15 protein-coding genes are annotated in these 19,605 nt (G+C 42.6%); 5 read left to right on the forward strand and 10 right to left on the reverse strand.

What is annotated here, in order from left to right; genetic code table 11:
* Positions 1-173: 173 nt before the first annotated feature.
* The 3 genes from K2F45_RS07245 to K2F45_RS07255 all read left to right on the forward strand — a co-directional run bounded on the left by K2F45_RS07245 (position 174) and on the right by K2F45_RS07255 (position 2,204).
* Positions 174-635, forward strand: a complete 462-nt coding sequence (locus tag K2F45_RS07245; protein ID WP_070567472.1) for a redoxin domain-containing protein — start codon at positions 174-176, stop codon at positions 633-635.
* Positions 636-637: 2 nt separating this feature from the next.
* Complete coding sequence (locus K2F45_RS07250) at positions 638-1,147, forward strand: DsbA family protein (RefSeq protein ID WP_070567469.1); 510 nt, start codon at positions 638-640, stop codon at positions 1,145-1,147.
* A gap of 235 nt (positions 1,148-1,382) precedes the next feature.
* On the forward strand, positions 1,383-2,204 hold the full coding sequence (locus tag K2F45_RS07255; protein ID WP_070567467.1) for an alpha/beta fold hydrolase: 822 nt from the start codon (positions 1,383-1,385) through the stop codon (positions 2,202-2,204).
* A gap of 76 nt (positions 2,205-2,280) precedes the next feature.
* Here K2F45_RS07255 and K2F45_RS07260 read toward each other — a convergent pair whose 3' ends face one another.
* The 10 genes from K2F45_RS07260 to K2F45_RS07305 form a co-directional block, all read right to left on the reverse strand.
* Positions 2,281-3,912, reverse strand: coding sequence for a sigma-54 interaction domain-containing protein (locus K2F45_RS07260; RefSeq protein ID WP_248933255.1), 1,632 nt, complete (start codon positions 3,910-3,912; stop codon positions 2,281-2,283).
* Between the two features lie 14 nt (positions 3,913-3,926).
* Positions 3,927-5,297 (reverse strand): sigma-54-dependent transcriptional regulator, encoded by a 1,371-nt coding sequence (locus K2F45_RS07265; RefSeq protein ID WP_248933256.1) that lies wholly within the window; start codon positions 5,295-5,297, stop codon positions 3,927-3,929.
* A 10-nt stretch (positions 5,298-5,307) separates the two neighbouring features.
* Complete coding sequence (locus K2F45_RS07270; protein ID WP_248933257.1) at positions 5,308-7,530, reverse strand: tetratricopeptide repeat-containing sensor histidine kinase; 2,223 nt, start codon at positions 7,528-7,530, stop codon at positions 5,308-5,310.
* Between the two features lie 81 nt (positions 7,531-7,611).
* Positions 7,612-8,277 carry a YoaK family protein gene (locus K2F45_RS07275; protein WP_153845095.1) on the reverse strand — a complete coding sequence of 222 codons (666 nt, stop codon included), beginning with the start codon at positions 8,275-8,277 and terminating at the stop codon, positions 7,612-7,614.
* A 4-nt stretch (positions 8,278-8,281) separates the two neighbouring features.
* The gene (locus K2F45_RS07280) at positions 8,282-8,755 is read right to left on the reverse strand and encodes a Dps family protein (RefSeq protein ID WP_248933258.1); all 474 of its coding nucleotides are present in this window, start codon (positions 8,753-8,755) and stop codon (positions 8,282-8,284) included.
* A 4-nt stretch (positions 8,756-8,759) separates the two neighbouring features.
* Positions 8,760-9,194, reverse strand: coding sequence for a DoxX family protein (locus K2F45_RS07285; RefSeq protein WP_248933259.1), 435 nt, complete (start codon positions 9,192-9,194; stop codon positions 8,760-8,762).
* A gap of 12 nt (positions 9,195-9,206) precedes the next feature.
* Entirely contained in the window at positions 9,207-11,093 is a 1,887-nt protein-coding gene (locus K2F45_RS07290) for an amidohydrolase (RefSeq protein ID WP_237242028.1), read from the reverse strand.
* 9 nt (positions 11,094-11,102) lie between these two features.
* Positions 11,103-11,867, reverse strand: a complete 765-nt coding sequence (locus tag K2F45_RS07295; protein WP_248933260.1) for a M17 family peptidase N-terminal domain-containing protein — start codon at positions 11,865-11,867, stop codon at positions 11,103-11,105.
* Positions 11,868-11,871: 4 nt separating this feature from the next.
* Complete coding sequence (locus K2F45_RS07300; RefSeq protein ID WP_248933261.1) at positions 11,872-13,269, reverse strand: alginate export family protein; 1,398 nt, start codon at positions 13,267-13,269, stop codon at positions 11,872-11,874.
* Positions 13,270-13,307: 38 nt separating this feature from the next.
* Positions 13,308-13,943 (reverse strand): hydrolase, encoded by a 636-nt coding sequence (locus K2F45_RS07305; RefSeq protein ID WP_075991584.1) that lies wholly within the window; start codon positions 13,941-13,943, stop codon positions 13,308-13,310.
* Positions 13,944-14,526: 583 nt separating this feature from the next.
* Here K2F45_RS07305 and K2F45_RS07310 point away from each other — a divergent pair.
* Together K2F45_RS07310 and K2F45_RS07315 are read left to right on the forward strand one after the other, a co-directional pair.
* Positions 14,527-17,763 carry a SusC/RagA family TonB-linked outer membrane protein gene (locus K2F45_RS07310; RefSeq protein ID WP_248933262.1) on the forward strand — a complete coding sequence of 1,079 codons (3,237 nt, stop codon included), beginning with the start codon at positions 14,527-14,529 and terminating at the stop codon, positions 17,761-17,763.
* Between the two features lie 12 nt (positions 17,764-17,775).
* The gene (locus K2F45_RS07315) at positions 17,776-19,542 is read left to right on the forward strand and encodes a RagB/SusD family nutrient uptake outer membrane protein (protein WP_075991585.1); all 1,767 of its coding nucleotides are present in this window, start codon (positions 17,776-17,778) and stop codon (positions 19,540-19,542) included.
* Positions 19,543-19,605: the final 63 nt, after the last annotated feature.

Below are 19,605 nucleotides of genomic sequence, written 5' to 3' on the forward strand. Positions count from 1 at the left end.
TGGATCGGAAATTCATTCCTCGAGGGGCTTCTGGAAAGTCAGATCTTTATCAAACCTGAAACTAAATAAAACAAATATTGCTGTTCAATACTTTACTTTATGTTATTACAGCTCATATAGATTGACTATTGAACTGAATTATCAAATAATGATTACATTTTAAAAACATTGCTATGTTAAAAAAAAATGATGTTGCCCCTGATTTTACCTTGTATGCGACCCCCGATCAGAAAATTAGCTTATCAGAATTCAAGGGGCATAATGTGATATTGGCATTTTACCCCGCAGATTGGAGTCCGGTATGCAGCGATCAGATGGCACTATATAATGAAATGCTCAAGTATTTTAAGAAATATGATGCCGAAATTATGGGTATTTCCGTTGACAGCAAATGGTGTCATATGGCGTTCGCTCAGTCCCGAAAACTACATTTTCCACTTCTAGCCGATTTTGAAGCTAAAGGAGATGTCGCCAAAAAATATGGTGTTTACGATGAAGAAGAAGGTGAGTGCAAGCGCGCACTCTTTGTAATTGATAAGGAAGGGGTTATCGCTTGGAGTTATCTATCTCCGACTGCGGTCAATCCAGGTGCAGACGGTATTATCGAAGCATTGGAGAATCTTAAATTAAAATAATTATGTCATTGAAACCGAAGGTCAGCAATGCTGACCATATATTGGGAAATGGCCAGGCCGATCTGACCATTGTTGAATATGGGGATTATCAATGTCCACATTGCGGTGCAGCCCATCCCATAATAAAAGAAATGATGGCCGAACTGGGAAGCCAGATCAGGTTTGTATTCCGCAATTTCCCACTTTCGGAAATGCATCCTTATGCTCAACCCGCAGCATTAGCGGCGGAGGCGGCGGCCTTGCAGGGAAAATTTTGGGAGATGCATGATGCCATTTTTGAAAACCAGAACTTGTTAAGTGCGAGATTACTGTTGGATATCGCCGAGCAACTGGATTTGGATATGTCGAAGTTCAAATCTGATATGCAGGACGAGGCGTTACAGGATCGGGTAGATGGCGATTTTGAAAGTGGTATGCTGAGTGGCGTTAATGGGACACCGACATTTTTTGTCAACGGACAGAAATTTGACGGTGGCGCGGAAGATCTGGTTCAAATATTAGGTGAAAACTGAATATATGATTACTATTTAAATACAGTTGAGCACACGGCGAGAAGCCTTTTGCAGGAAAATAGAACCTATCTTAAAAAACGGATGAACCGACTGTATAAATAACGATATATCGTTATTTATAAATTTACTTTTTGTTTTATAATGCGTTTAAATACAGTTATATATGTTTGTTGGACTATTAATTGCAATCCAATTAACATATCATGTAAATAATAAAATTCTTAAACTAATCATCATGGCAACATTCAAAGTTCAAGACGGAACAGAAATTTATTACAAAGACTGGGGAACAGGACAACCGATCGTATTTCATCATGGTTGGCCTCTATCCAGCGACGATTGGGACGCGCAGCTGATGTACTTCCTCGAAAAAGGGTACCGTGTGATCGCACACGATCGCCGGGGTCATGGTCGCTCGACACAGACGGCGACAGGAAATGAGATGGATACCTATGCGTCGGATATTGCACAATTGGTAGAAGCATTGGACTTAAAAGATGCCATCCATATTGGTCACTCAACAGGTGGTGGCGAGGTCGTCCGCTACATAACCAATCATGGTACTTCTCGGGTGTCAAAAGCTGTATTGATCAGTGCGGTTACCCCCACAATGGCTAAGAGTGCAACAAACCCTGATGGCGTACCTATGGAGGTCTTTGACGAAATAAGATTGAATACTGCAACACGTAGACAACAGTATTTTCAGGATTTTACCCTCGCTTTTTATGGTTATAACCGCGATGGAGCAAATGTACAACAAGGCGTGATGGATAACTGGTGGCGGCAAGGAATGATGGGCGGTATTAAGGCTCACTATGATTGTATCAAAGCTTTCTCTGAAACTGATTTTACGGAAGAACTTAAAAAAGTCGAGATTCCTGTCTTAGTATTGCATGGTGAAGATGATCAGATCGTACCGATTGATATAACGGGTAGAAGAGCTGCTGAGTTGGTCCAAAATGGCACTTTAATTACCTATCCTGGCTTTCCGCATGGAATGCCTACTACAGAAGCGGAGACCATCAATAAGGATATTTTGGATTTTATCGAGAAATAAGATTTCTGTTGATCTAAAAATAGTTTTTAAATAGTTGTATAAGCCATTTCCATAAACGGGAATGGCTTTTTTCATTTTATTCCTTGGAGTAAGAAAACTTTTTGCCAATGCCCAGCTTTTTCATTTTGGATTGAAGCGTTGTGGCTGGAATACCGAGTATGGTCGCCGCCCCATTTGGGCCAGAAATACGCGCTTTACAGTTGTGCAATACCCAAAGAATGTATTCTTTTTCAAAGTTTGCCAGGGTTTGTAGACGGAAATCCGGAACCTTGCTTTCTCCTACAAAATCAGCGTCAGGCAATAGCGCAATTTTTTTTATAGTTGAATCTTCAGTCAATAGAATCGAACGTGCAATAACATGTTCAAGTTCGCGAATATTGCCAGGCCAAGAATGTAGATGGAGGCGTTGCAATACCTTTTTACTCATTTGCTTAGGTGGTTTTTCTCCGGCATGTTTTAAGAGGAAGTGTTGGATTAAATGAGGGATATCTTCCCGTCGTTCACGAAGGGATGGAAGGGTAATTGGAAATGCACTGATCCGGTAATATAGATCGGATCGAAAGTTGCCGGCCTTCACTTCAGCTTGTAAGTCCTTGTGTGTGGCACAGATTATACGGACATCGATAGGAATATTTATATTTCCTCCCACGCGCTCAATTTCTTTTTCTTGCAACACACGGAGAAGTTTTGCCTGAAGTGTTAAAGGGAGATCCCCGATCTCGTCCAAAAAAAGTGTTCCGCCGTGGGCTTGTTCGAACTTGCCGATTTTACGCTTTACAGCACCGCTGAAACTACCTTTTTCATGTCCAAAAAGCTCACTTTCGATCAATGTGGGCGCAATAGCCGCGCAGTTGACTTTTATTAGGGGACGAGCCGATCTGAGTGAAAAATGATGTATAATTTGGGTTGCTACTTCTTTGCCAGTTCCGCTTTCACCTTGAATAAGCAGATTCATTTCTGATAGTGCTACCATTTTGAGCTGCGATTTTATGGCCTGTATCAGATTGCTTTCGCCAATCATCTGCGGCTCTGAGGCCTCTGATTTCTTACCATAACCCTCGTTCTGCTGGAGACTCTGAGGCTGTGCATTGAGCTGCGCTGGGCTGCTGGGCATGTTTGTTAAGGCTACATGTGTCGACCGTTCGTGCATCAGAATATTGCCGATGCTGATACCAAGCTGTGGGATAAAGTTGTTTATCCGATACTCAAGCTGAGGATCGATATGTTCCAGCCTTTTGTAGCCTAGACTTAAGATGGCCCAATAGTGGTCATGTACACGAAAAGCTTTGGATACAATTGTTTTATTTCCCTCTTGTACGGCAGAGATAAAGTTTGTCGGAAAGGATTTATCTGCTTTTAAAATTTCGCTGGCTCGGAATAGGGTTGGCTCAGCGGAAAGGATACATTCTTTAAAGAATGTATCTTTACAGCTACGTCTTTCTTCCTTGCCCGTTTTTGACTTATTTTTGGATTGAAAAAGAAGGCTATAATTAACTTCCTGATTATCCGCAATAAATAGCGAAAGCCAATTTTGTCCCAAAAAGATTTGGATTTCGTTTTGAAGCAAATCCAATGCGGCTAGGGTATGAATAGGAGCCATTTTCTGCTGAATAGCAATTTGAGCAAGCTGCTCTATTTCGCGTTGCTGGATGCGATTATAAATCGCTTGTGGATCTGATCCAACGGCTGTATGCTGCATGATGGTCATCTGCTATCTTGTTATCAATAAAAGTCGGATTTAATTCCGAATTTTTTCATTTTGCTATATAGACTGGATGAACTGATCTGTAAGATTTCTGTTGCTCCACCTGGGCCTGAAATTTTGCCCTTACATGATTCAAGTACACGCAAAATATGCTCTCGTTCAATTTCTTCAAGGGATGCTAATTTTTGAGATGAAAAATCTGAGATTTTACTTTCCAGGTGTTCAATAAATACCATGTCGTTGATGATAGGGTCTTTTGCAAGTAGAACCGTTCTTTCAATAAGATGCTGCATCTCCCGAATATTGCCCGGCCATGGATAAGCTTGCATATTGGCAAGTACATGAGCAGAAAAGGCTGTGACGTTTTTCTTGAGTTTCGTGGCGTAAAAGGCTAGAAAATAATTGGCCAACACCTCAATATCTCCAGTTCGCTCTCGAAGTGGCGGAATAGCAATTGGGAAGATGTTGAGCCGATAATATAGGTCCAGTCTAAAGTTGCCTAAGGCGACCTCCTGTTCCAGGTTGCGGTTAGTCGCCGCGATAATACGGACATTGATCTTGACCGGCAGCTCTCCACCTACACGGTCGATTTCTTGTTCTTGGAGCACACGGAGTAATTTGGTCTGCGCTTCTAACGGTAGTTCACCTATTTCGTCCAAAAAGATGGTTCCCCCGTCGGCAAGTTCAAATTTACCAATTCTTCTATTTTGCGCCCCTGTAAAGGCTCCTTTTTCATGACCAAATAATTCAGACTCCATAAGGGATAATGGTATGGCCGCACAATTGACTACAACCAAAGGCTGCTGATTGCGCAACGATAGCTGATGTAATGCCTGCGCAATCTTTTCTTTACCTGTGCCACTTTCGCCGAGGAGCAAGACGGAGGTGTCTGTAGGAGCAACCAATTCGACCTGTGAAAGTACCTCATTAAGGGCTGGGCTTGTACCGATGAGCTGATTTTTTAAGCTTCTGTTTTCAATGGACTTAATTTTCGGTTCCTCGGCTTTGTTTTCCGAATTGAGCCTTTCATTGGCAATATCGAGCATAATGAAAAGATCCTTTTCGCGAAATGGTTTTGTCAAAAAACCATAGGGCCTTGTCTCTTTAACTGCTTCTAAAATACCTTGGTTGGTATTGGCCGATATAAATAGGAATGGTAGCTCCAGCTTGTTCAGTTCGATAGCGAGGTCGATACCTGTTTCACTTCCCTTTAATAGGATATCGAGTAGGACCCAATTCGGTTTTGTTGTCGCGATAATTGTCTTGGCCTGCGACACAGAAGACGCTATACCGACGACCTCATAACCGTTTTTTTTGAGGATCATCCTGAGATCATTAGCGACGATAAATTCGTCTTCTACAATTAAGATCTTGTTTCCTTTTTGCATAAAATTCGTCTTAAATTTCGCCTTCTTTCTGTGAAAATTGAATAGTAATGAAAACACCTTGGTCAGATGTCAGTTTAAATTCCCCGTCAAGCTGGGAAGTTAGCCCTTGCATGAGATTCATGCCGAAGGAGTCACTATCACTACTGCTAAGATCTTTCTGTATTCCGATACCATTGTCGGCAATGCTGAGCAAGAGATCGTAAGGAGTAGCTTTGATTCGCCTGAAGCTGATAAAAACAGTTCCCTCCCTTTGAGCAAAAGCATGTTTGATTGCATTATTGATTGCTTCATTGAGAATAAGCCCAACTGGGACCGCCTGTGCAACATCCAGTGTAATCGGATCTACCTGAATCTCAAATTTAACTGATTTTTCGGATTGAAAGCTATCTTTGAGATATTCGGTCAGTTCCTGGATATACCATTTCATGTCAATGTGAGAAAGGTTGTCTGTTTGATATAGTTTTTGATGGATCAGAGACATCGCATGCATTCGATTTTGACTATTTTGAATTGCGCTGATGGCGTCTTCGTTTTCAAGATAAGCCGATTGTGTATTGAGCAGACTGATAATAATCTGCATGTTGTTTTTGACGCGATGGTGAATTTCTTTTAGTAGCCATTCTTTTTCAGCGATCAGCTGTTTTAGCTTTTCATTCTGGGCATTGATTTCTTCCTGTTTGAGCGTTAGTTTTGCATTACTTCTTTTTTTTATGGCATTTTGGATATACAAAAAGCCTGCGAAGATCAACAGGACAACGAAGCTGCCTATGAACACGTTTCGTATAATAGCCTCCCGTTCAAGCAGTGATTTTTGCAGCTGGCCTTTTTGTTTGAGGAGGACGATATCATGGTCTTTTTTTTCGGTATCATAATCTAGTTGTAATGCGGTAAGCTCCTTGGCCCGCTCTACACTGTTAATGGAATCGCTGATAGTTTTGAAAGCCGCCAAGTTTTTGAATGCGGATTTAAAATCACCGCGGGCGGAGTCGGCCAGATAATAGAGTTTCCGCAATTCGGAAGCACGGAGCAGACTGCTTTCTCTGGTCATTGATCGCTCTATTTCTTCGAGGTAAGGATACATCTGTTTGATCTGTCCATCTGCAAAAAGATAGCTAGCGATTCCAATCATCATGATATGCCTTTCCTGCCCAGTGATATTCCCGGTCTTGTAATAGGTTAAGAGTTCCTGATAATAGGGATAAGCTTTTTTTGTGTTTTTATTTCTTGTGTATAGCATGGTATACAGATAGGCATAGCGTATGGAATAGATATCGGACGCGTAATCTTTGGTGACATTATCAAGCAGATTCAGTGCATCTGAAACACGATTGAGACGCGATAGAATCGTCGCTAAATTGAGTGTGATCGTATGGATGCCATATCTGTCACCTTGACTTTTGGCGATTTCAAATGCCTTTTGATAATTTTCTAGGGCTTCTTTATTGGATTTGAGATCGTAATAGATCAATCCCACAATATTGTACACGGCAGCTAAATCATCTTTGGTTGTCGTTGTGTTTTCGTTTTCGACTACCCGACGGGCTTCGAGTGCATATTTTAAAGCTTCTTTGAGGCGCAGGAGCATCCGGAGATTGCCGGCAACGGACACAAGCTCCTGGCTGATATTTTTATCGCCGGTCTGTTTTTTTAATACAGCGGCTCGATGAGCAGTTGCTATGGCACCTTTATAATCCCCATAATTGGAAAGGAAGCTGGATTGTTCCATCAGGATTTTGGGCTCAAGTGATTTGTCACTTGTTTTTTTGGCTTGTTCTAACGCTTGCTGGAATAAGCTGGTCTTTTGATGAAAGTCCACATCTTTGATGTCGTTAGCCATAGACAGGTAAATCATGGCCGAGGCTTTAGCAAGCTGATGGGCGTTTGCAAAAAGTAAACTAGCCTTTTTCTGGCTTTTTGCAAGGTCAGGTTTACCCATTTCCTCTTGTATTCGGGCATCCAGAAGCATATTTAGCGCGGCTTCGGTTTTAAGGTTGACTGAGAGGTGCAGTTTTTGGGATGTTCCATTAAGCCATAAGGCACTGTCTAGGTCTTTTTTTGATTCACCTGGTTTTTCCAGATAACATTTAGCGGCTTCATAAAGTATACGAGCTTTTTGTCCGGGATCCTTTTCATGCGATATGCTGTCTAGCAGACGATGAATAGTCGTGTTGTCCTGACCGAATGTGTTAAAGATCGAAAGGATAAAAATGCTAAGTATTAGATAAATTCTCATTAAGGTGACATACGTTATAAGATAGAGCAAGCTATCTTTCTACTGGTAGCTTGCTCTATTTGCTTGATGCTTTTATCCTAATTATTGATCCTTGTCCTTCGAAAGGAAATAACAGACGAGCATCGCTATACCTGCAAATATAATAGAAGTTAATCCAAGTTGTTTACCAAAATAGGCTCCCGCCAAACATCCGATGAAAAAACCTGATAAGGTAATCAGCTGCTTCCCAAAGCTGACGTTGGTGTCTGGATTTTTGAATTTATTAGCGATAAGTACACAGAGGTCTAGAGACGCTTGGGTCACATTTCCGGTCATCATGGTTGTTGGCCCGTGAGTTGCTTTGGCAAATAGTTTTCCGAATGCATTTTGCATGCCCAAAGCGAATACGACGAGCATAACCAGGCTATACATCACGGTTTTGGAAGCCTCTACTGGAAGAACAATTGCCAGCAAACCTGCAATAACAAGTAATAGGGCTTCGACAAAGAGGACGGTATTTTTCTTATGGGAGCGTGAGGTAAGCCATCCGCCTGCCATCACTGCGGTGACGAATACAGGGAAGGTTGCTAATTTGATCCAGGCCGTGATATCTCCGCCATTGATAAGCTGATAGGCGAAGACGATAAAGTTCCCTGTCACATGGGCCGAGAATATTTTGTCAGCTGCGACAAAGGTAACAGTGTCACAATACCCCCCAACAAGTGTGAGAACAAGTGTCGTTATATGTGCTTTGTTTTGATTTTCCATGATTTTATGATAAATGCGCACGTAGCATCCAAGCCATTTTTTCGTGAGTTTCCAGAAGTCCTGTTGCGTAGTCGCTTGTTCCAATGTCCTTTAGTGCTACGGCAAAATGGTCGATGTTTTCGCGCAATGAAACAATAATGCTTTCGTGGTCCATTAATAATTCTTTGATATAAGCAGTACTGTCATTGCCTGACCTTTTCTGTTCGGTTAACTGTGTCAGCGCCAGAAACTGATTTAGGCTGGCAGGTGCATAATGCCCTAGGCTGCGGATGCGCTCAGCAAGACTGTCAATCAGCTCATCGAGTTCGTTGTACTGCGCTTCAAAAAAGATATGTTTGTTGTAAAAATCGGCTCCCTCAATGTTCCAATGTGCATTTCTCGTTTTCGTATAGAGCAGGTATTCATCGGCTAACAGTTTAGAAAGAATGTGTGCCGATTCAGCTAGATGATTTTCGTGTATTCCGATATGGGGTTTCATATGTTTATTTTGTGAGCAGTTGATAAATGTAATGATCGATTGAATAAGTTCCTGGGCCGGTGAGCAAGAGGAGCAAAAGGCATAGTGTGTACATAAATGGAATATCGCGCACTTCGCGTGAATCGTGACGATGGACGACAAAATAACCAACTGCGGTGACTCCTATTGTCGGTAGTAGCGCTAACCTTCCAAATAAGCCAAGTGCAATAAAAAAAGGAACAATAGTGTCTGCAAACTGGGCTACTGCGGCGTTTAGTTTTTCGGGTAGCTGCAAAGGATTTGGGATATGTTCAGGTTCAGCTTGTGGGCCTCTCTGAATTTTTTTGAGACCGTGCACGGTCAATAATTCCCAGGCAAATAGAACTCGAAAGATCAGTATGGCAATGTTATTGGCCGTATTGCCCAAATCGGTGTAAAAAAGTTTTTGAAGTATTTCCATCTTTCCAGTGTCTTAAAATGCAAAACATGAACAGCCTAGGGCTCCCCAGAATGCGGTGTAATTGTTTATCGCGATGTTACTCATTCGGGCTTGATTGTGATCGTGTGCATGTACCTGACAGCTGCCGCTACACAGATGGATGGAATTTACAATGCTACTTTGAGCTGTTGATGCAGTTGTACTGCTTTTTTGAGCTGTTTTCGAAACACTATAATAACCACCGTAGCTTTTTGTAGGTGACCAATCGGGTAGAATGGGGATCGGTGGGGGAGAGAAGGAACTGAAATCACCTTCCGCATAGACAATTTTGCCTGCTACGACAGTAAGTTCGGATTCGATCTCCTTAATAGCTTCATCTTCTACCGTAAAATAGTCATTGTTAAGTACCGTTAAATCAGCTAGCATTCCCACAGCAATATCTCCCTTTTTTTGTTGTTCTTGTGAAAACCAAGCACTGCCTTTGGTATAGAGCTGTAGCGCTGTCATGCGGTCAAGCTTGCTATCTTGGTATATCTGGAGTCCACCAACAGTTTTTCCTGCGGTAAGCCAGTACATGGACACCCAGGGATTGTAGCTGCTCACGCGGGTTGCATCGGATCCACCTCCTACAGGAACTTCCATGGCCAGCATTTTTTTGACAGGGGGTGTTTGTTCGGCCGCAGTAGCGCCATATCGATCTGCAAAATATTCACCTTGATAGGCCATGCGGCTTTGGATGGCAATACCACCACCTAGCGCTTTGGTTCGTTCAATATTACGTTCGTCTATTGTTTCGGCGTGGTCGAAAATCCAGGCCAATCCGTCAAACGGAATGTCGCGGTTGACTTTCTCAAATACATCCAAAAAGCGGCTGATACTTTCGTTGTATGTGGCATGTAATCTGAATGGCCATCGGTTACTCACGAGTAAGCGAACAACTTTTTCGAGTTCGGCTTCCATATTTTCACTGAGATCAGGTCTTGGCTGCAGAAAATCCTCAAAATCTGCTGCAGAAAAAACAAGCATTTCACCAGCGCCGTTGTGGCGGTACATGTCGTCGCCTTGGTGGAGAGGAACGCTGTCTATCCATTGCTGGAAATCTTCGTATTCGTGCTTGGGCTTTTGTGTAAAAAGGTTGTAGGCGATACGAACCGTAAGCTGGTCTTCGCTATGTAAATCACGGATGACTTTGTAGTCGTCGGGGTAGTTTTGAAAACCACCACCAGCATCGATAACGCTGGTAATTCCAAAGCGATTGAGTTCCTTCATGAAATGTCGGGTCGAATTAACCTGCTCTTCGTAGGGAAGTGTAGGTCCTTTTGCCAAGGTTGAATATAGGATCATGGCATTGGGCGATGCAATCAGCAATCCTGTGGGATTACCATGGCTGTCCCGTTCAATGGTTCCGCCTGGAGGAGCGGGTGTGTCTTTGGTGTAACCTACGGCACGCAGTGCCGCAGCATTTAGCAGTGCGCGGTCATAGAGATGAAGGATAAAAACGGGTGTATCGGGTGCTATGGCATTGATTTCAGCCAAAGTTGGCATACGACGTTCGGCAAATTGAAACTCGGACCAACCGCCCACTACGCGAACCCATTGGGGATGTGGCGTGCGGTCAACTTGCTCTTTGAGCATACGTAGTGCATCGGCTAATGATGGAACACCATCCCAGCGCAATTCAAGATTATAATTGAGTCCACCACGGATCAGGTGGATATGCGAATCGTTGATACCCGGTACAACACGTCTACCGCCTAGGTCAATCAATTTTGTCTGTGTGTTGGCAAGCTTAAGGACATCGCTATCCGAACCGATTGCAACAAATTTACCATCTTGGATCGCTACAGCAGTGACTGCTTCCTGGTTGTGGCCGAAATGGGTTATTTTTCCGTTATATAGAATAAGGTCTGCTTTCATCATCTGGTTTGTTTAATTGTTTAAGGAAGAAATCGCGTTTTTGATGCCTTCGCCAGCAGTTTCAAAAAATGCCGGTCCAGCTAATAACGTGATCTTGTTTAATACCGGTTGTTGATCCATATTTTTTTCGCCCAACCATTTTTGGGTTCTGAAGGCAGCGATACAACCGAGAACAACATTCTCTGCGACCAGAGCAGTCGGCGAATCCACACCCGCATCTTTGAGATCACTCGCAAAACTAAAATCTTTGACACCTAATCTAAGCGCTTCGCGCATGGCAACATGGGCTACATCCTTCATCAGTTCAGCATGGAAGTCCTCCCGTTTGCCAAGCCCAATCAACAACAGTTTTTTACTTGCGAGCGTGCCCTTTTGGCTTGGAGCTAAGAGGATGGTTTCAAGTGCATGTCCCTTAAATTTTCCTGTTTTACGTATTTCAGTTAACGTACCATGTAAAGCTTCATCTAAATGTACTAGACCATTCAATGCGGCAGGCAATGCCGGCGGGGAGATAAAGATATCGCCCTCGGTATATTCAAATACACAGGCTACCTGCAGATCACTTGCAGCAGCCGAAGGGCCTTGAACGAGACCTTCAATAGCAAGTCCATCGACATTTCCCCAGATGGTACTTGTGCCTATTGCTGTGGTTTTAATAGGAGCTGTCACCGTTGCTTGTGCATAGGATTGTATCGGAGTGACCGCCAGGGTGCCAAACAAGGCGATCAGTGCCCATTGACATGTTTTCTTTTGAAAGAGTCTCTTTATTGTTTTCATGATTTTAGAATTTAAAGGCGATCCTGCTATTGATGAAAATTCCATTTTTTGGTGTGCTAATGATGTCTTCAATGAAAGCGCCGGTTTTGAAATATTGAATACCTGTTACCAGCGACAATTGCTTACTGGCGGCGTAGGTAAAGTTGGCTAGATAAGCTGTGCCGATATAGCGTTTACGCGAAGCAGATCCAGGCAGGTTAAAAGATCCGCTTGGCCTGTATAAACCGTCTTGTAAGGTATGCCGCCAGTTGAAAACTACGTCAACCTGCATCTTGAGTTTGGGAAGAAGGTCTAGCGTGGCATAAGGGTGAATGTCAATCAAGTTGACGGGACCGATCTGTGGACTAAAACCGAAGTATCCGCCTTTGGGGTAAATGGGGTTGAAAGTTTGCAGATTGCCATCTCCAGCCTTTTTGTCCCCTGAAATATAGTCGTTACGTAGATTGATGGATGGTTTGAGTACCGTATTTTCAAAGAGGTAGCCGATATCGACGGAAGCAGTCCATGCCGATATCTTACCTTGGCCAAAAGATCCAAATTGATAAGCCCCTTCAAGGTTGTAAATAAATCCACCACCATATTTCCAGATCCGGGTTCCTATAGTATGGCGGGTTTCTTGTGCTATACCCTCCTCAAAAGCCGAACGATCGCGATAGATGCCGATGTAATATAAGTCGAGATTGGCCTGTTGAGGAATAATAAATTTACCGTAAGCTCCCCACAGGTTGACCTGTTTGGATGGTTTGTTATCAAATATGCCCGGTCTAATGGTATCTGCCGTCATGGCAAATGCTTCAATATTCACTTTACTGCTGTTGTAAGCTAGTTTTGCTCCGGTGAAATATCTTCTGGCATTTGGGCCTTCACCTACGGAAATTAAGCGGCCGGAGCCATAGTCAAGCTCCTGCCTGCCAAGGCGAATCAATACTGATTTATCATTTTGTTTGAACAGCGTTCCATCTATAAATAGGTTCTGTACATTCAATTGGTCTTCATCGATCTGGCGTGAACCATTTTTGCGGCCATGCTGCAGGGCTGAGCGAAGTTGAGTGAAAAGACGGAGACGCGTTCCGAAATGTAGATCGGCGTGAAGGCTATAGCGTTGCAGTAGAAAGTTGTTATGCCCAAGTTTTACACGTCCCCAGTCCTCATTGTTAAAATCGACATATTCCAACCGTGCCTCGCCACCCATCGAAAGCCATAATTTTCTGTCAGCAGTTAAAGGGCTATATTTGAGCTTTTGATAACCATGACGTGTACTGTCTGCGAGGGCGCTGTAATCTTCCTCGAAACGCATTAATTTGTAGGTTTGACCCTTGGAAAAATGCGGAAATAGGATGAGTATCGACAATACGACCACCGCTTGACGGATGTAGTTGAATATGGTCTGTTGCTGTTGCACGAGGTACGATTTTGAATGAGTATTTTTTTACAATTGAATTAACCGTGTTTTAGCATATTGTGGGCGTAATGAATCCCTAAGCCATAGCTGCCACCATGCTTTTTCATGAGATCTGTTACAGCCACATAGGTTTCCTGACGGGCCCAGTCGCGTTGTAATTCCAGAAGGTATTGTACAGCAGTGATCGGTTTTACACCCATATGAATCATTCGTTGCATAGCACGCTCATGTGCCTCTTGACTTACATCACCACAGGCATCGGCAATGACATAAACTTCATATCCCTCCGCTAGTGCAGATAAGGCTGGCCCAACAATACATACACCTGTCCATAGACCGGCCAGTACCAGTTTTTTCTTACCTGTGCCTGTTATGGCTTGATAAGCGGCCTCATCTTCCCAGGTATTCATACTGGTTCGGTCGATATAATCTGTACTGGCTTGTGGATAATATGTCTCAATTTCCGGAAAAACAGGACCTGAAAAGCTTTCTTCCGCGACTGTGGTTACGATGGTCGGCACATTGAAAATCTTGGAAGCACCGCAGATTACGGCGACATTATTACGGAGTTCTTCCATGGTAATGCTTTTTGTGGCAAATGCCATTTGGCCTTCGAAGTCGATCAATACCAATGCATGGTTGCTTGGCGACAATAGTTCTAGTGATGGTTTCATAAATATGAATTTTTTGTTGTTTGATAATTGTTGAGATTCAAATCTTTTACCTTTTTTCTTATTGTTTTGATTTTTAGTTTTCTATGGTGTTTTGTCGGTTTTTAAAATTGACGATATATCGTCAATTTGTTTTTCGTATTAAAATAATCTGATAAGTCAATGATCTATTCACCGCTTTGGAGTTGCTGTTATCCTTTAGAGATACCCAAAGCATTTGTTGTATACCCAAATTTAGGCGGGCTAATTTTGCTGTTCATTGAACTAGTTCAAGAAAGACAGGGAAAGAAAAAATGTACTAAACAATGGATCTTGCGGAATCCCTTCTCGGTCAATTAGTGTATTTCTGGATGATGAAAAATGGGACTTTAGGTTTTTGAATTGAATGGATTAACTTTTAGGTGTGTCAATACTTGTTTTTATGATTTATGTTATCTAAAAGATAAATTTTGATTATTTAATGGTATGCTAAACCTGTTTAGGTAGTAATGTTGTTGATATTAATTAAATATTTGTTAACATTACGGTAAATTATAAACCAAGTCAAAGCATCAACTTTGATGCAAAATTCTAAACCAGACTAAAAATGCAAAAAACATTACTAATCAGTATGGCATTGGGTCTCTCATACCCCACTTGGGCTAATGTAGAGCGCGATTATGTCAAATTGAATCAAGAGGTGCACAGTATTGCAGTTCAATCTACCGTGAAAGGGGTGGTAAAAGACAAAAACGGAACAACCTTGTCAGGAATTACCATTACCAATTTAACCAGCCAAAAAACAACCTCAACGAATGTAGCGGGTCAGTTCACGATTGAAGCCACTATAGGGCAAAGACTCAAATTGACAGGGATAGGCTACAGTGAAAAGATCGTCAGCGTGACGGGAGGGCAGATCGATATCATCATGGAATCCAAAGATACTGAACTGGAGGAAGTTGTGGTGGTCGGTTATGGTACGCAGAAAAAAGTGAATCTTACCGGTGCAGTAGACCAAGTGGGATCAGAAGCTTTTGAGGGACGTGTACTGGGTAATGCAAGCCAGATGCTCCAAGGTGTAATTCCTAACTTGAATGTAACCCCAGCAGATGGTAAGCCCAATCGGGCACCAAGTTTCAATATTCGTGGGACAACTTCCATTGGTCAGGGTGGAAGTGCACTTGTGCTTATCGATGGTGTCGAGGGTGACCTTTCGGCGATCAATCCCAATGATATTGAAAGTGTAACTACACTCAAAGATGCGGCTTCATCTGCGATTTACGGCTCCCGCGGTACCTTTGGGGTAGTTTTGGTTACAACGAAACGTGCCAAGTCCGGAAAAACTTCGATCAACTATTCAGGAAGTGGCTCCTTCCAAAAGCCTGTAACGTTGCCCAAATTCGTGACAGATGGTTACGAATATGCTTCGCATTTCTTTACAGCCTATAATGCCTGGAACAATTATTCTTCGATTCCGAGCAAGCTCAACAAGACACAGATCTTTACAACAGATTGGCTGGAAGAATTTAAGAGAAGAAAAGAACAGGGCATTACCGAACAGGTCACTGTCGACGATCAGGGTAATTATGTATACTACGGTAATGAAGATTATTACGGTACGTTGATCAAGGACAATACGTTTGTCCAGGATCACAACCTGTCCATCAGTGGCAATTCAGAAAAAATGGATTACTATATTTCTGGACGTGCTTACGACTACAATGGCCTGTACCGCTACAACAGTGATAAATATAAGACCTATAATACCCGTGCAAAAGCAGGACTTCAGGTCACCGACTGGTTACGGATAAGCAATAATATCGATTTTAATTATGCCAAATACAGAGACCCATCGACTGCTGGTGAAGGTGGAAATATCTGGCGCAATATTGCCGATGAGGGACACCCTTCTTCGCCGATCTTTAACCCTGATGGATCTATGAGCTTCTCTGCAGCCTATACAGTAGGGGATTTTATCTATGGTAAAAATGGTACGAATACGGCTAATCAGGATCTCCGCAATACAACTTCTTTCGAGACTAAGTTTTTCAACAATGCGTTCCGCATTAAAGGGGATCTGACTTTTAGAAATCGCGATTTTAATTCGGTAAGAGTCCGTGTGCCTGTTCCGTATAGCACACAGGAGGGAAAAATGTTGCGGTTGGAAACAAGTATGAACGACAATATTTATCAAGTAGACCAACGCTACCGTTACTTGTTTGGAAATCTCTACAGTGAATATGAACGCACAATAGGCGATCATTATTTTAAAGGTTTGCTCGGATACAATTATGAGCAGCGTACGTATAATTCAACCTATATTACCAAAACAGGTCTACTCAATGATGATGTTGAAAATATCAACCTGGCAGTAGGGCAGAATACCACAGCGACAGCGGGATATAACAAGTACCGTAATGTCGGGGTATTTATGCGTGCCAATTATATTTTCAAGGACCGTTACCTTTTTGAATTCAATGGCCGCTACGATGGTTCGTCCAAATTTCCGACAAACCAACGATGGGGATTATTCCCTTCCGCATCCGTGGGCTGGCGTATTTCTGAAGAGCCATTCTTCCAGGTGGACAAAAGAGCACTTTCTGATCTGAAGTTAAGAGCGTCCTATGGTTCATTGGGTAATGGTAATGTCGATCCGTATTCCTATTTGGATATTTACGAGATCAAGATTATGGATCGGGTATTGAACGGACAGAAGCCGGCATATACCTCGGTGCCTAAGGTGATCCCGGATAACTTAACTTGGGAAACAGCGCGCACGGCAAACTTAGGTCTTGATCTATCGTCTTTAAATGGAAAACTGACTTTTACGGGCGATATCTATCAACGCAAGACCTTAAATATGTATACCTTAGGTGTAGCTTTGCCTGACATCTTTGGTGCGGAGTCGCCGAAAGGAAACTATGCTGACATGACCACAAAAGGTTTTGAAGTGAGCCTGACTTATAAGGATAGATTCGATCTGAACGGTAGTCCTTTCAATTGGTCCGTAAGGGGTACTTTGGCTGATTATAGATCCAATATAGACCGTTACGAAAATAAGGAGGGTTTAATCAAAGATGGATCGTATTATGAAGGTCAGCGAATCGGCGAAATATGGGGCTATGTAACGCAGGGTTTATTTCAGAATCAGGCGGAGATTGATGGTGCCGCAAAACAAAAATTGATCAAATCGTCAAACAATGGTACAATATATCCAGGTGACGTACGTTTTGCGGATCTAAATGGAGATGGTGTAATCGATTATGGAAATAATACGATTTATAGCCATGGTGACAGAACTGTAATCGGTAATGCCGATCCACGATATATCTACAGTTTTAACCTTAATCTGGATTGGCAAGGTATTTATTTCTCATCTTTCTTCCAGGGGGTGGGTAAACAGAATTGGTACCCGAGCAATGAATCTATTTTTTGGGGACAATACAATCGACCTTACAACAACTTGCCGGAATGGCACCTCAACAATTATTGGACGGAAGAAAATCCAAACGGTTATTTTCCTCGCTATGCTGGGTACAATGAATCTATCAAAACAACGCCACAGACAAGATATCTTCAGAACGTTGCCTATATACGGATGAAAAATATACAGATCGGATATAGTTTTCCTAAATCTGTAACCAACAGGTTAAAAATTAGTAGTCTTCGGGCTGGACTTTCGGGCGAAAACTTATGGACCTGGTCGCCTCTTTACAAAAAAACGAAGGATCTCGATGTCGGTAATCTGGGCAAATCTGATCCGGAGATCGGAACGGGTTCTGGCGACGGATTTAACTATCCGATTATGAAGAGTGTTAGTTTTAATTTATCTATTGGCTTATAGTTTTTTATTATCATGAAAAAATTATTTTATATACCTATTGTTGCGCTTTTGTTCTCCTCCTGTGAACTAAACGAGCTGCCGAAGGCAGGTGCCACCGAGGAGGATATCTTCGGGAGCGAAAGTGGATTAAAAAATTACAGCAACTCATTCTATCGGAATATTACCTCTGGTAGTGACGCTTATAAAGGTGACGCTATGGCTGACTATTCGGCCGTAAATAGCCTCAATGATTTTATGGTCGGCGGCGCTTACAGTGCTGAGATCAGTTCGGGGTGGTCCTGGACTACCCTGCGTAATATCAACCAATTGATAGCTAAATGTAATAGTCCCAAATTGAGCGATGCCATCAAAAATAATTATATCGGCTTAGCCCGCTTTTTCAGAGCTTGGTTCTATTATGAGAAAGTAGTTCGTTTTGGCGATGTACCTTGGGTAGATCACCCTTTGGCGGTTGATGAGACGGATATTCTTAAAGCACCACGGGATTCGCGCGAAGTGGTCATGAAACACATCATGGAAGATCTGGACTTTGCCTACGCCAATATCACAAATACGGCGGGCGACGGTAGTACGGTTAATAAATGGACAGCACTGGGTTTGAAGACCCGAATCGCGCTGTTCGAAGGAACATTTCGTAAATACCAAAAGCTCAATTTGGCTACACAGCCGGAAGTATTTTTCCAGATGGCGGTAGACGCTAGCAAGATTTTAATGGAAAATGGTCCTTATGGGCTTAATATCTCCGCAGATCCTAAAACATCACAGCGACAGTTGTTTACCAGTAATACTCCAGTGACAAAAGAGGTTATGTTGGCCGTAACTTTCAGTAAAGATCTTGCGCTTTTGAACGACGCCAACTGGTGGTGGACATCTGCAACCTACGGTCCACGTTTAAGTTTGGTAAGGCCTTTTATCAATAGTTTTTTGAATGTTGACGGTACTCCTTATACGGATAGACCGAACTTTCAGACTGAGGAATTCTATGAGGAGTGTCAAAATCGCGACTTGCGCTTGGCGCAGTTGATCCGGACGCCAGGATATTCCCGTAATGGACAGCCTGCTCCCCCAAATTTTGCAAGTTTTACTTATACGGGGTATCAACCGATCAAGTATACTTTAGACGATCCCTATTACGACAATGGCGGTTACAATACTAATGCAGTTCCTTTAATGCGTTACGCTGAAATATTATTAAACTATGCTGAAGCGAAACAGGAACTAGGTACTTTCAATGATGCGGATTGGTCGAAAACTATTGGAGCATTACGTTCAAGGGCTGGAATAACAAGTGGAACGAATACACTGCCAACCAAAGTGGATACCTACTTGAAAAATACATTCTTCCCGGAAGTCAATAGCCCCGTGCTTTTAGAAATACGTCGTGAAAGACAGGTGGAATTAGCCCTGGAGGGTTTCCGTTTCAATGATTTGAAGCGATGGAAACTTGGACCGCTTATGGCAAATTTGCCTTGGACGGGAATTTATATCCCTGCTTTAGATAAGCTGATTGATATCGACCACAATGGAACTCCAGATGTTGTGTTCTATGATGGAAGTAAATCAGCTCCTTCGATAACTGTTCCTGCAGGAGTAGCCAAGGTGGCTATAGGGGGTAAAAGTACCAATTTCCAGACAATGACTTCGGACAATCACCTGGAATGGTTTAAAGCTGTGAAGCGTACTTGGGATGACAACAACAAGCAATACCTTTACCCAATTCCGTCTGCAGCGATTGTGCTGAACGGAAATCTGACACAAAACCCAGGTTGGAGTAAATAGGAATTTAACTTATTAGTCCCAATAAAAGAAGGCTCCTTGCATTGCAAGGAGCCTCTTTTTACT

Source organism: Sphingobacterium siyangense, from assembly GCF_023277505.1.
In the GTDB taxonomy this organism is placed as follows: domain Bacteria; phylum Bacteroidota; class Bacteroidia; order Sphingobacteriales; family Sphingobacteriaceae; genus Sphingobacterium; species Sphingobacterium siyangense.